The 12612-nt window shown below is 71.8% G+C and carries 14 protein-coding genes; 7 read left to right on the forward strand and 7 right to left on the reverse strand.

From position 1 onward, the window contains the following. Positions 1-37 precede the first annotated feature (37 nt). Positions 38-1840, reverse strand: coding sequence for a serine/threonine-protein kinase (locus ABT123_RS12050; protein ID WP_351312371.1), 1803 nt, complete (start codon positions 1838-1840; stop codon positions 38-40). A 247-nt stretch (positions 1841-2087) separates the two neighbouring features. Between ABT123_RS12050 and ABT123_RS12055 the strand changes: the two genes are divergently transcribed. Next, positions 2088-2450, forward strand: coding sequence for a hypothetical protein (locus ABT123_RS12055; RefSeq protein ID WP_351312373.1), 363 nt, complete (start codon positions 2088-2090; stop codon positions 2448-2450). Positions 2451-2523: 73 nt separating this feature from the next. Here ABT123_RS12055 and ABT123_RS12060 read toward each other — a convergent pair whose 3' ends face one another. After that, positions 2524-2985 (reverse strand): hypothetical protein, encoded by a 462-nt coding sequence (locus tag ABT123_RS12060; RefSeq protein WP_351312375.1) that lies wholly within the window; start codon positions 2983-2985, stop codon positions 2524-2526. A gap of 192 nt (positions 2986-3177) precedes the next feature. Here ABT123_RS12060 and ABT123_RS12065 point away from each other — a divergent pair, with 192 nt between their 5' ends. Further along, positions 3178-4329 (forward strand): serine hydrolase domain-containing protein, encoded by a 1152-nt coding sequence (locus tag ABT123_RS12065; RefSeq protein WP_351312377.1) that lies wholly within the window; start codon positions 3178-3180, stop codon positions 4327-4329. Between the two features lie 20 nt (positions 4330-4349). Here the strand turns inward: ABT123_RS12065 and ABT123_RS12070 are convergent, their stop codons facing one another. Next, positions 4350-4562, reverse strand: coding sequence for a hypothetical protein (locus ABT123_RS12070; protein WP_351312378.1), 213 nt, complete (start codon positions 4560-4562; stop codon positions 4350-4352). A gap of 192 nt (positions 4563-4754) precedes the next feature. Between ABT123_RS12070 and ABT123_RS12075 the strand changes: the two genes are divergently transcribed. The 3 genes from ABT123_RS12075 (at position 4755) to ABT123_RS12085 (ending at position 6403) form a co-directional block, all read left to right on the forward strand. Continuing rightward, positions 4755-5090 (forward strand): ArsR/SmtB family transcription factor, encoded by a 336-nt coding sequence (locus ABT123_RS12075; protein ID WP_351312380.1) that lies wholly within the window; start codon positions 4755-4757, stop codon positions 5088-5090. After that, positions 5090-5809, forward strand: a complete 720-nt coding sequence (locus tag ABT123_RS12080; RefSeq protein WP_351312382.1) for a cation efflux transmembrane domain-containing protein — start codon at positions 5090-5092, stop codon at positions 5807-5809. Before ABT123_RS12075 ends, ABT123_RS12080 begins: the two co-directional genes overlap by 1 nt. A gap of 99 nt (positions 5810-5908) precedes the next feature. Continuing rightward, a complete protein-coding gene (locus ABT123_RS12085; protein ID WP_351312383.1) occupies positions 5909-6403 on the forward strand; it encodes an EF-hand domain-containing protein in 495 nt (164 codons plus the stop codon). Positions 6404-6431: 28 nt separating this feature from the next. Here the strand turns inward: ABT123_RS12085 and ABT123_RS12090 are convergent, their stop codons facing one another. From ABT123_RS12090 to rox, 3 genes are all read right to left on the reverse strand, one after another. Then, entirely contained in the window at positions 6432-7553 is a 1122-nt protein-coding gene (locus tag ABT123_RS12090) for a CapA family protein (protein WP_351312385.1), read from the reverse strand. Positions 7554-7676: 123 nt separating this feature from the next. Then, positions 7677-8048 carry a hypothetical protein gene (locus ABT123_RS12095; RefSeq protein WP_351312387.1) on the reverse strand — a complete coding sequence of 124 codons (372 nt, stop codon included), beginning with the start codon at positions 8046-8048 and terminating at the stop codon, positions 7677-7679. 109 nt (positions 8049-8157) lie between these two features. After that, entirely contained in the window at positions 8158-9591 is a 1434-nt protein-coding gene (gene rox, locus ABT123_RS12100) for a rifampin monooxygenase (protein WP_351312496.1), read from the reverse strand. Between the two features lie 107 nt (positions 9592-9698). On the opposite strand from rox, the gene ABT123_RS12105 reads away from it, so the two are divergent. Together ABT123_RS12105 and ABT123_RS12110 are read left to right on the forward strand one after the other, a co-directional pair. Continuing rightward, entirely contained in the window at positions 9699-10109 is a 411-nt protein-coding gene (locus ABT123_RS12105; RefSeq protein ID WP_351312389.1) for a hypothetical protein, read from the forward strand. 129 nt (positions 10110-10238) lie between these two features. After that, positions 10239-11648 (forward strand): (2,3-dihydroxybenzoyl)adenylate synthase, encoded by a 1410-nt coding sequence (locus ABT123_RS12110; protein WP_351312390.1) that lies wholly within the window; start codon positions 10239-10241, stop codon positions 11646-11648. A gap of 54 nt (positions 11649-11702) precedes the next feature. Here the strand turns inward: ABT123_RS12110 and ABT123_RS12115 are convergent, their stop codons facing one another. After that, positions 11703-12503 carry an SDR family NAD(P)-dependent oxidoreductase gene (locus ABT123_RS12115; RefSeq protein WP_351312392.1) on the reverse strand — a complete coding sequence of 267 codons (801 nt, stop codon included), beginning with the start codon at positions 12501-12503 and terminating at the stop codon, positions 11703-11705. Positions 12504-12612 lie beyond the last annotated feature (109 nt).

Raw genomic sequence — 12612 nt, forward strand, 5'->3', positions numbered from 1 at the left:
GGCAGGCGGCGATCAGGGCGGGGTCGGGCCGCCCGGGTCAGCGCAGGCCGAACGGCCAGGTCCGGCCGCCCGCGGCCCGGCGCTCGGCGCGGACGGCCCGGCGGAACCGGGACCGGGTTTCGGTGACCTCCCGGGTGAGCCAGTGGGTGCCGCCGAAGGCGATGTGCAGGCGGTGCAGCAGCGGCTTGATCATGGCCAGGGCCTGCTCCGGATCACCGGACTCGCCGATACTGCGAGCCGCCCGGTAGGCCACCTCCACATTCCCCCGGCGGGCGAGGGCGTCAAGGTCCGGGTAGAGCTGCCGGTGGATACGGGCCGCGGTGGCGAAGTCTCCGGTCAGCCAGCAGTCGTGGACCAGCCTGGTGCGGACCTCGGCCACCAGCGGGTCGCCGGCCGGCAGGCACCGCTCCAGGTCGGCCAGGAGCGGGACGAGCTGTTCGGCCTCCGCCGCCGCCCGCTTCGGATCGCGCTCCTGCCAGGGCTCGTCCTTGGCGCGGGTGCCCCGGGTGAGGCCGAGGGCCAGCTGCCAGCGGGCGGTCAGGGTCAGCCGGTCGTCCGGCCCGAGCACCCGCGCGGCGTCCTCGATGATCTCGCGCAGCGCTTCCTCGTGCCGTCGGCCGTCGCCGGGACCGTACGCGGCGGCCTCACCCACGTACGCGACCCGCGCGGTGATGGTGTCGCGGTCCGCCACGCCCAGGATCCGCATCATGCGCGGCAGGATCCGTTCCAGCTCGGAACGGTTTTCGTGGCGTACGGACATGGCCCGGTGATGGGCGGCCCGTACCGTGAGCGGGTCGTCCGCGCCGAGTTCTTCGGTGAGGGAGTCGATGAGCAGGGCCAGCCGGTCCGTCCGGTCGGTGGAGCGGTCCTCCAGCAGTTCCGCGAGCCGGTCGCTCAGCATCCTGCGGACCGGGTCGTGGGCCGACTGCTGCACCGCGGAGGGCGGGGCGGCGGTGTCGAGCGCGGTCGGCACGTAGCCGCGCGGTTCCTGCGGCCCACCACTCGTCGTACCGCTCGCGATCTCCGCGAGCCGCCGCACCACCTCCGCCGCGTGCGCGGGCCGGTGCCGAGGGTCCTTCGCCAGCAGGTCGAGGACCAGGCGGTCGAGCGCGGCAGGCACCTCCGGCCGTAGCCGGGAGGGCGGGGGCGGTGCCACCTGGAGATGCTGGGCGAGCAGCTCGTACGGCTCGCGCCCGGTGAACGGCAGGCGTCCCGTGAGGAGTTCGGCTAGCACACAGCCCAGGGCATACAGATCCGCGCGCCCGTCGACGGGCGTGCCGTCCGCGCCGCTCGTCCAGCGTTCCGGAGCCATGTACGGGAAGGAGCCGATGATCATCCCCGCGGCCGTCAGGTCGGTGGTCTGGGCGCCCTGCGCTTTGGCGATCCCGAAGTCGAGGACCTTCGCCACCCGTGTTTCGGTGATCATCACATTGGCCGGCTTGACGTCCCGGTGCACCACGCCCGCGTCATGGGCGGCCCCGAGCGCAGTGGCGATCTGTGCGGACCAGTCCAACGCATCGGACAGGGAGGGCAGCCCGCGGGCAAGGATCGCGGCCAGGCTGTCGCCCTGGAGCAGCTCCATCACCAGGAAGACCATGCTGCGGCCGGCCCGGGTGCCGCGACCGAAGTCGTGGACGACGGCGATGTTCGGGTGTGCAAGACCGCCCGCGAGACTGGCCTCCCGCTCGAAGCGGCGGGCCTCCTCGGCGTCCTCGGGGTAACCGATCTTCACGGCCACCCAGCGGCCCACGCGATCGTCCCAGGCCCGCCAGACCTCTCCGAACCCGCCCCGTCCGAGTAACTCGTCCAGTGCGTAACGGCCTTCGATGAGCTCCCGCACCCGCGCTGTCCCCCTCCATCGCCCCACCGACGCGGCCCGGCCACGCTGCCGGGTCATTATGCGCGACCCAGGGCCCGCTGTGCGGGAGGGGTACGGCAGGCGGTCGGGCAGGCCGAATACGCCTCCGGGTTATGCCTGAAACATGACTGTCCGCGATCAGGCGATGTCGGATAGCAATGGGTCGGAGCCTGGAGCGGTCCGTCGACGGTCGGCGGCGAGTCCAGCGCGCCGAGAGAGGATTCCTCCCGTGATCCGCACCCGTATCGCCGTTTTCGCCGCCACGGCCGTCACCGCCCTCGCGATCGGCGCGAGCCCCGCCTCCGCGGCTCCCGGCGACACGCTCAACGTCTGCGGCAGCACCCTCACTCCGGCCGGCTGGGTGGACGTCCAGTGGTGGAACAGCGGTGGCTGCGGCTCCGGCTTCACGCCCAACGCCAAGCAGATCAAGGACCTCACCGGCTACCCGGTGGGCACCCAGGTCAATGCGTGCGCCTCCACCTGGCCGCCCGCCGGCTGGACGATCGTCAGCAGCTACTACTCGAGCGGCTGCCGCTACTCCGCGGTCCCGAGCCTGAACCACAACTCCTGGACCCTGAAGCGCACTTCCTGACCGCAGCGGTCCGCGGGCCCCGCCGTTTGCGGGCGGGGCCCGGTACGCGCCCGGCCGTCGCCGACGCTCCGGTTCACAGTGTCCCGGTCACGCTCGCGACGTACAGACCGACGACGGCGACCACGGCGGCGACCACCACCCACGACGCCACGCCGGTGTGCCTGCCCGTACGCGCGGGCCGGCCGCGCCGCCTGCGCCGCTCGGCGCCGCTCCCCGGTCTCCGCCCCGACGGCAGCGGAGCGGACGGACCGGCGGTCTCGGCCAGCAGGCTGCGGCAGACCGCGGCCAGCCCGGCGGTCCCGGCGGACAGGCTCGCGACCGCCTCGGAGCGTGCGGGGGCGGTCGTACCGCCTTCGAGGATCCGGCCTGCCCGCAGGAGTACTTCATCGCGGCCGGCGGTGGGCGCCAGGCTGATCCAGCGCTGGACGTGAGACCCCCGGATGACCACCGCGCCCGCGCGGTCCCGGTAGATGCTGTGTTCCCTCCACAGCACCTCCGCCAACTCCACCGCCGTTTCCCTCAGTTGCCCGCTCACCGCGGCCCCCCTGTCACTTTCCTTGATCGAACAAACAGGGGGACAGTAGCCGTCGCCACCGACAACCCCGCAGCCGGGGTCACCAGGCACCGCCCGCCGCCTGGCGCGGAGCAACCCCCGCACCCCCAACCGAGTCATGTCGATCGATTGATCGATTGACCGATCGATACGGCTACGGACGAGGGGAAGCACGTGAAGTTACGTACGGTACGGAGCGGTCTGGTCGGTGCGGTGCTGGCCGGGGTGGTGGGAAGCGCGGCGCTCGCCACTCCCGCCGTCGCGGCTCCCGATGTGCGCGCGGCTGCGACAACCGGACACGAGAAGACCCAGGCCGCGTTGGACGAAGCCGTCAAGGACGGCGCCGGGGCACTGATCCGGAGTGTGGACCGGCACCGCGTCTGGAAGAGCGCCGCGGGTGTCGGCGACCTTCAAACCCGGACGCCGCGCGGTGCCGACGACGTTTTCCGCGCCGGGAGCATCACCAAGACCTTCACGGCCACGGTTCTCCTCCAACTGGAGGCGGAGAAGCGGCTGTCCCTGGACGACTCGGTGGAGCAGTGGCTTCCGGGGGCCGTACGGGGCGACGGCTTCGACGGCAGCACGATCACTGTCCGTCAGCTGCTCAACCACACCAGCGGGCTCAAGGACGCCTGGGACGACCCGGACTTCCGCAGCAAGGTGACCGGAAGGGGCTTCCTGGAACACCGCTACGACACATGGACCCGCGAGCAGCTCATCGCCGCGGCGCTGCGACAGACGCCGGCGGGCAACGCGGACCAGGGGAAGCACGACTACTCGAACGTCAACTACACCCTGGCCGGGATGGTGATCGAGAAGGTCACCGGGAAGCCGTACGAGGCCGAGGTCAAGCGCCGGATCATCAACCCGCTGCGCCTGAGGTCCACCGTGCTGCCCGGGACCGACCGCCACATGCCCGCCCCGCACAGCCGTGCGTACCGCAAGCTCCTGGCACCGGCGGACCCGGAGGCCTTCGACGTCACCGAGTTCAATCCGTCCCTCTTCGCCTCCTCCGGCGACCTCATCTCCTCGGCGGACGATCTCAACCGCTTCTTCCGTGCGCTGCTGGGCGGACGGCTGTTGCCGGCGCAGCAGCTCAAGGAGATGAAAACGACGGTTCCGGACGGGGGCAGCGGGTACGGGTTGGGGCTGTCGCCCGTCACGTTGTCCTGCGGAGTGACGGTGTGGGGGCATGCCGGCCGCGTACCGGGCTCGGCCTCGGTCGCCGGTGCCACCACCGACGGCAGCCATTCCACCGTGATCAACTTCAACTCGGACTGGAACAGCGACCCTTCGCGCATCGTCGAGGCGGAGTTCTGCGGCTGATCCACCCCTGAGAGCGGGTGTCAGGGTTCGCGGTCCATGACCCGACGGGCTGCCTCGGCCTCCGCCGCGGGCGGGGACAGTTCGTCGAGGGTGTCGAGCTCGTCGTCCGAGGCCAGCTCCTCCTCCCAGGCCGCAGCGAGCCGATCCTGCTCCTCGCGCGGCCTGTTCCCGACGTCCTCCCGGTACTGCGGTTCCAGAGCCGCCAGGAAACGTCCGACCGGGTCCGTCGGCATGCTGTACTCCTCGTCTCGGTAGGGGAGGGGCGGCAGCAGCACGGTGCTGCCGCCCGGATCAGCATGGCGAACCCGGACCCGCGCCGGCCGCCCGACACGGCCTGCTGCCACCCGAATGACCGCGGGGCGCTCAACAGCCGTGCATTCGGTTCAGGCTTTCCTGAATTCAGGATCCCGTGTACCGTCGAAGCTGTGCTGACTCTTGCCTCCGATATCGAGGTGCTGGCCCGGTTCGGCCGCGCCCTCGCCGATCCCATCCGCTGCCGGATCCTCCTCAAGCTGCGCGAGGCCCCGGCGCACCCCTCCGACCTCGCCGACACCCTCGGTATCTCCCGTACGAGGCTGTCCAACCACCTGGCCTGCCTGCGCGACTGTGGCCTGGTCCTCGCCGTGCCCGACGGCCGCCGCACCCGCTACGAACTCGCCGATCACCGCCTGGGCTACGCGCTTGACGACCTGCGCGCCGCCGTGGTGGCCATCGCGGCGGACACGACCTGCCCGGACGCGGACGCGAAGGACTGCTGCTGATGACCGCGATATCCCTCGGGCCCACCCCGGCCCGCCGCGAGGCCCTCGCCCGCCGGATACGCCTTCTGGTCGCCGTGACCATCACCTACAACGTCATCGAGGCGATCGTCGCGATCACCGCCGGGACGATCGCCTCCTCCACCGCGCTGATCGGCTTCGGCCTCGACTCCGTCATCGAGGTCTCCTCCGCAGCCGCCGTCGCCTGGCAGTTCTCCGCCGCCGACCACACCGCACGCCAGGCGCGGGAGAAGACCACCCTGCGGATCATCGCCGTCTCCTTCTTCGCCCTCGCCGCCTACGTCAGCATCGACGCCGTCCGCGCCCTGACCGGCAGCGCAGAGGCCGACGCGTCGATCCCCGGCATCGTCATCGCCGCGCTCTCCCTCGCGGTCATGCCGTTCCTCTCCGCCGCCCAGCGCCGCGCGGGACGCGAACTCGGCTCCGCCAGCGCGGTCGCCGACTCCAAGCAGACCCTGCTCTGCACCTACCTCTCCGCCGTTCTCCTCGTCGGCCTGCTCCTCAATGCCACCCTGGGCTGGACCTGGGCCGATCCCATCGCCGCCCTCGTCATCGCGGCCATCGCCCTCAAGGAAGGCCGCGACGCCTGGCAGGGCAAGGGCTGCTGTGCCCCGACCGCGCATCCCGCCGCCGCCGTGCCGGACTCGGCGCCCGAGACGGACGGCTGCGGCTGCCGCCCCGGCTGCACCTGCTGCTCCTGAACACCGTTCACGTGCTGTGGTGCGCGGGACACGCCCCCGGGTGCCCGAATCGGCGGTCGCGGGGGCGCGGCAGCCTAGGCTCGCCGTATGGGTGAGAGGGTGTCAGTCGCTGACGAAGTCTTCGACCGGTTGGACGCGGACGGGGACGGGATGCTGGTCGCGGACGACTACCGGGCCAATGCGGAGCGGCTGCTCCAGTCGTACGGCATGGGCCCGAGCTCGCCGAAGGGACGCGCCCTGATCGAGGCGAGCCTCGCGCTGTGGGAGCGGCAGGCCGAGCAGGTCGACCGGGATCACGACGGCAGGATCGGGCGGGAGGAGTACCGCGAGTGGTTCGCCTCGCTGACCGCCTCGGCTTCGCCGGAGGTACTGGCTGTGCTGCACGCGCAGTTCAACGTGGCGGACCGGGACGGGGACGGGCTGATGGACCGCCATGAGTATGCGGTGTGGCGGTCGCTGAGAAGCGTGCCGACCGAGGCTGCGGAGGCCTCGTTCGAGCTGGCCGACACGAACGGGGACGGTGTGATCAGCTGGGACGACTTCGCCGCCGCCGCCCGCGAGCACGGACTGGCGGCGCTGCTGTTCGGGCCTTAGCGGGCGTCGGCACAGCAAATGGCGCTGCCTAGGTGTGGTCGCGGACGGCCAGGGTGAGCGAGCCGTCCGGCTCGGCTCGCACGGGTGAGCCGAAGCCGTGGCTGATCCGGTCCAGGGTCTCGCAGAGCCACTGACAGTCCTCCGGCGCCGCGCGCCGCAACCGCATCCGGTGGGCCTGGAGGGGGACGAGGCGCAGCCCGAGCAGTTCTCCGGTGCCGGGCTCCAGCGAGGGGAAGTAGAGCAGCCGCAGGTCGTCCCGGTACAGCTCGTAGCCGGAGATGCCCTCGTAGTCGTCGATCAGGTCGCCGCAACCGTAGGTGATCAGCCTTCCCCGGTACACCTCGAGCGGTCGGGGGTGGTGCGAGGAATGCCCGTGGACCACGTCCACGCCGCCCTCGACGAGCGCGTGCGCGAAGCGGATGTGCTCGCGGGGAACGAGGTACCCCCAGTTGGAACCCCAGTGGATAGAGGCGATGACGACGTCGCCCGGCTCTTTCACCTGCCGGATCCGGGCGACCACCGGGGCGGCCGTGGCAGCAGAGGGCTCGGTCACGAAGTCGATCCCGCTGCGGTCCGCCGTGGCGGCCCAGTCCGGCGGTATGCCGCTGGACGGCATGCCGAAGGAGAAGACCAGGATCCGCCCGCCGCCGTCGAGGGGGACGACCGCCGGCCGGCCGGCCGCGTCGGCATCGCGCCCCGCGCCCGCCGTACGGAAGCCCGCGCCGGCCAGAACCTCCAGCGTCTCCTCGAGGCCGGGCCGGCCGTAGTCGAGGACGTGGTTGTTCGCCAGCACGCACACATCGGGACGGGCGGCGGCCAGACAGGGCAGGTTGGCGGGGTGCATCCGGTAGTGGACCCCTTTGCCGGGGACGGGGTCGCCGTGCCGCGTGATGCTCGTCTCCAGATTGAGCACCCGGGCGTCGGGCGCAGCTCGCTCGAGCACGTCCAGCGCGTCCCCACACGGCCAGGAGAAGTCCACCGGCTGCGGGATCGGCCCGTTCGCCGCCTCCGCCAGCTCGACATACGAACGGGCGTCGCGCAGGTACGCCTCCGCCAGCGCCGGATCACCGGGGTGCGGGAGGATCTGGTCGATGCCACGGCCGAGCATCACATCGCCGGTGAGGCACAGCGTGACCGGCTCACCCTGCATACCCCCAGGTTAGACCTGTCCGCACCCGGCGGCTTCGACTCGAAACCGACCGCACTTTGTGTCAGGTCGGCGGTCTGTGCGCCGGGGCGGCCGGGCGTGGGCCCGGCCGCCCCGGCGGGTTGCTCAGGGGGTGAGCGGGGCCGGCGCGGGCGTTCCGTAGAACGTGATGGGTGCCCAGCCGCGCGCCTCGGCGAGCTCGGTCAGGGCGTTGGCTATGTCGATGGGCGCCACGCCGTTCGAGGCCGGGGCGTCCATGACCGCCACGCTGAAGGTGATCGCCAGCTCTCCTTCACCGCCGGTGGTGGCGGCTCTTCCCTTGAACTGGGTCCCCGGGGGGAAGGTGGTTGCGGCCTGGGTTCCCTGCGCTGCGTTGGCTGCGGCGGCCCCGGTGCCCGTCGTGTCCGCAGCCTGGGCAGCGCCGGCGGTGCCGAGCGCCGCTCCTGCCGCGGCTGTTCCCGAGTACCCCAGCAGCGAACGCCGTGAAATTCCTGACATGGTTCCCCTCCATGGCGAAGACGTGTCGTAGTGCCGGCAAGTGATCGTAGGCGCCGCCGGCACCGCCCACGGCTGAATACGATCTTCCGGACGGCTGCGACTTACGCGCTCAGGCGGTGGCGGCGCCGAACCACCTCGGCAGGTGGCTGAGCAGGTCCTGCTGGTCCTCGCCGACCCAGGCCACATGGCCGTCCGGCCGCAACAGCACCGCCGGCACGTCCAGTTCCTCGCTGACGTCCACGACGTGGTCGACCCGGTCCGCCCAGCCCGCCACCGACAGCCGGCCGGTCTGGTCGAGCAGCAGCCCACGGCCACCGTGCATCAACCCGTACAGGCGTCCCCGCTTCAGTTCGACATCCCGCAGCCGCCGGCCGAGCAGGTCGTGGCCCTCGCCGAGGTCGTAGCGGACCCCGACCGCTGTGATCATCTCGGTCACGTACCGGTTCACCTCCTCGAAGTCCAACAGCTTCGAGAACAGCTCCCGCAGCGCCTTCGCACCGGAATCCGCCTCCAGCAGCAAGCCCTGCGCACGGGTTTCGGCCAGCACACGGGCGCCCTCCGGGTGGCGCTCGGCGTGGTAGCTGTCCAGCAGCCCTTCCGGCGCCCAGCCGGCCACCTCGGCGGCCAGCTTCCAGCCGAGGTTGAACGCGTCCTGGATGCCGAGGCTGAGCCCCTGCCCGGCGGTCGGCGGGTGGATGTGCGCCGCGTCGCCGGCCAGCAGCACCCGGCCGACCCGGTACCGGTCGGCCTGCCGGCTGGCGTTGCCGACCCGGGATACCCAGCGCGGCGAGTGCACACCGAAGTCGGTGCCGGCGAACACCCGCAGGCGCTCCCTGAACTCCTCGAAGGTCGGCGGGGTCGCACGGTCCTCGGCCAGCCCTTCGGCGGGCACGATGATGCGGTACACCCCGTCGCCCATGGGCACGGCGCCGAACCGTACGTGGGTCTTGCGGATTTCGGCCGTGACGGCGGCGAGCGTCGCCGGGTCCTCGGCCACCTCCACATCGGCCAACAGCGTCTCGACCGTGGCGGGTTCACCCGGGAAGCCGACACCGAGCAGCTTGCGCACCAGACTGCGGCCACCGTCGCAACCGACCAGGTAGCGGGCCTGCAGCCGTGTGCCGTCGGCCAGTTCGGCGGTGACGCCGTCCCCGTCTGCGGACTGACTCAGCCCGACCAGTTCGCAGCCCCGCCGGATCTCGGCACCGAGTTCGACGGCGTGCTCGGTCAGCAAGCGCTCCGTGACCGGCTGCGAGATGGAAATGCCGTACGGGTGGGCGGTGTCCACCCCGTCGGGCCACTGCTTGATGATGCCGGCAAAGAACCCCCCTGCCTGGAACTTCTCGCTGACGGCGAGGAACCGGTCGAGCAGGCCACGCTGGTCCATCATCTCGACGGTGCGCGCGTGCAGTCCGCGCCCGCGGGACTGCCCGGTCGGCTCGGTCAGCTTCTCCAGCACCACCACGTGCACACCATGCAGCCGTAGCTCGGCGGCAAGCATCAAACCGGTCGGTCCGCCACCGGCAACAATCACGTCGACCATCACAACCCCCATGTATTTGTGCAGGTCCTGGCTTCGACTGGCGATTATGCGGCAAGATCTGGATCTTGCAGAAAGCGTGACCGACCGGGCGGCGTACCCTCGGTTCCATGCCCCGCAATCCGAGGAAGCCCCGCCGCCTGGTCGCCGACGGGCGCGTGTACCTGTGGTCGCTCCGCCACAGTCACCGTGTGACGGACAGCGGCCGGTCCGCGGACTGCCGCGAGACCCTCACGCTGCACCCGCAGCCGGCCGGCACCGGTGGCTCGCTGCGCATCGTCTTCGCCCAGGAACCGGGCCGGTTCGTCCCGGGCGGGGCCCCGCTGGGCTCCGGGGACGTGGGATTCATCCGGGGCGCCTCCCTGAACCTGCATGAACCGGGCGCCGTCCGGGCCCTGCTCGACGCGGCGACGGCCCGCGGGTGGCAGCCGGGGGAGCGGCGGGCGGTGGAGCTGGACGGCTGGTCCCTGCTGGAGGCGGCGGCAGCCGCTCGAGCCGAGGACGCCGCCGCTCAGCCTTGACGATCGGCATTTGGGCTTTCAGCCGATGGAATGGTGCGGCCTTGGTCCGGACAGCACATTGCCTACGGGGGTGCCGGCAGCTTCGATTGCCAAGATCAAGACGGCCGGGGCTGAAGGAAGTGAAAGCGGATGACATCCATGCTCGACGGCTGCACGCCCTGGCCCGAGGAGTTCGTCGACCGCTACTGGGCGGCCGGGCACTGGCGTGGCAATACGCTGGACAACCTGCTGCGCGGCTGGGCCCTGCAGTACGGGCCGCGGACGGCGCTCGTACACGGCGGCACCGGCACCGGCACCGGCGCTGGCACCGGCGCCGGCACCCGCCTCACGTACGCGGCCCTGAACCGGCGCGTGGACCGGATGGCCGCCGGATTCCGGCTGCGCGGCCTCCGGCCCGGGCAGCGCGTCGTCGTCCAGCTGCCGAACGTCCCCGAGTTCGTCATCACCGTGTTCGCGCTGATGCGCGCCGGCGCGGTCCCCGTGTTCTGCCCGCTCTCGCACCGCACACCCGAGGTGGCCCACCTCGTACGGGTCACCCAGGCCGTCGGCTACGTCGGTCCCTCGACGTCCGAGGGCTTCGACCACACGGCGATGGCCGCGGACATCGCGGCCCGATGGCCCTTCCTGCGGCGGGTGTTCACCCTTGAGGCGCCGGGCGCCTCGTCCCCGTACGGCGGGCTCACGACCGACCCGTCGGGCTGCCAGTACAGCCCGCTGGGCTCCATCGACGCCGCACCCGAGCCGGCGCTCGCGCTGAGCGCCGACCAGGTGGCGTTCTTCCTGCTGTCCGGAGGCACCACCGCGGCGCCCAAGCTGGTTCCGCGCACCCACAACGACTACGCTTACCAGGCGCGGGCCGCCGCCGAGCTGGTGTCGCTCACCGAGAACGACGTGTATCTCGCCGCGCTGCCCGCCGAGTTCAACATCACCTTCGGCTGCCCCGGCATCATTGGCACCCTCTCCGTCGGCGGCACTGTCGTGCTGGCCGAGAACCCGGGACCCGCCGAGTGCCTTCCGGTGATCGGACGGGAGCGGGTCACCATCACCTCCGTGGTGCCGGCCGTCGCCGAGCACTGGCTCGACGTACGTCCCACGGTCCAGGCAGACCTGAGCAGTCTGCGTCTCGTGCAGACCGTCGGCGTCGCGCCCCTGCACCGGGCGACCGCCGAACGGATCGGCCCCGAACTGGGCTGTCGCCTGCAGCAGGTCTATGGCATGGCCGAGGGGCTGCTCACTCTCACCCGGCCCGCCGATCCGGACGAGACCGTGCTCGCCACGCAGGGCCGCCCGCTCTCGCCCGACGACGAGATCCGCATCGTCGACGCCGACGGCAAGGACCTGCCCGATGGGGAGCCCGGCGAACTCCTCGCCCGCGGCCCGTACACCCTGCGAGGCTACTACCGGGCCCCCGACCACAACGCACACTCCTTCACCGCCGACGGCTACTTCCGCACCGGCGACCTCGCACGGCGCACCCCGGACGGCAACCTGGTGATAACCGGCCGCCGTCACACCGGACCGGTGCCGGACAAGTCCTAAGGGGGGAAAGGGGGCGAGCGGCGGTCCCGACCGGCGGGGCGGGACCGCCGGCCCCTAGCGGCGTGAGCGCTGGGCCTCGACGATCTGTCGCACGGAGCCGTCGATGTCCGCCCGGGCCTGGATCCGCTCGGCGAACCCGGGGAACTGCCCGGCGATGGCGCTCAGCAGCCGCAGCTCCAGCGGTGCCACGTTGACCTCGCACCGGTCGCGGCGGACGGCTCGTACGACGCCGTCGGCGACCTGGCCGGGCGTGACCGTCCTGATGCCGTTCGGCGTCGCGGCACCCGTGGCCGCGAACATCCCGGCGTCGCGGACGAAGCCGGGCTGGACCAGGGACACCCCCACCCCCGTGCCCCGCAACTCCTGGCGCAGGGCGAGGGCGAATCCGCGCAGCCCGAACTTCGTCGCGTTGTACAGGGAGGTCGACTTGGTCGCCGCCTTGCCGGAAATGGAACCGACCAGCACGATGTGGCCCCGGCCGCGGGCCACCATGTGCGTCGCAAGCAGCCGCGACAGCAGGACGGGCGCCCGCAGGTTGACGTCGAGGGCGCGGTCGAGCTGCTCCTCGGTGTAGTCCAGGAGGTCGCCGCTGGCGGGCAGGGCGGCGTTCGCGACGAGGACGTCCGTCTCGGCGCAGGTCTCGGCGAGCCGGACGACGTCGGACCGGTCGGCCAGATCGGCGACCACGATGCGGGGGGCCGGTACGCCGCAGGTGTCCGCGGTGGCCTTGAGGGCTTCCTCCCGCCGCCCGGTGACCGTGAGGCGGGCCCCCTGCACGGTCAGGCGCGCGGCCAGGGCGGAGCCGATGCCTCCGGTGGCCCCGGTGAGCAGAACGTTCGATCCGGATATGTCCACGACGACTCCCGTGCGGCGTCCCTCTACTGTTCGTTCGAACGAACAGTAGGGATCGCTCCGCCCCTTGTCCACACCTCCGGCGTCCCCAACTCCCCGGCCCGGCCCGGGC

The sequence above is a fragment of the Streptomyces sp. NPDC002054 genome (assembly GCF_040296685.1).
In the GTDB taxonomy this organism is placed as follows: domain Bacteria; phylum Actinomycetota; class Actinomycetes; order Streptomycetales; family Streptomycetaceae; genus Streptomyces.

Coding starts and splice junctions, on each gene's coding strand:
- rox (WP_351312496.1), bottom strand. CDS start 9,591: ATGGTCGACGTGATTGTTGCCGGTGGCGGACCGACCGGTTTGATGCTT.
- ABT123_RS12070 (WP_351312378.1), bottom strand. CDS start 4,562: ATGCCGACGGACCCGGTCGGACGTTTCCTGGCGGCTCTGGAACCGCAG.
- ABT123_RS12080 (WP_351312382.1), top strand. CDS start 5,090: ATGACCGCGATATCCCTCGGGCCCACCCCGGCCCGCCGCGAGGCCCTC.
- ABT123_RS12095 (WP_351312387.1), bottom strand. CDS start 8,048: ATGTCAGGAATTTCACGGCGTTCGCTGCTGGGGTACTCGGGAACAGCC.
- ABT123_RS12105 (WP_351312389.1), top strand. CDS start 9,699: ATGCCCCGCAATCCGAGGAAGCCCCGCCGCCTGGTCGCCGACGGGCGC.
- ABT123_RS12110 (WP_351312390.1), top strand. CDS start 10,239: ATGACATCCATGCTCGACGGCTGCACGCCCTGGCCCGAGGAGTTCGTC.
- ABT123_RS12090 (WP_351312385.1), bottom strand. CDS start 7,553: ATGCAGGGTGAGCCGGTCACGCTGTGCCTCACCGGCGATGTGATGCTC.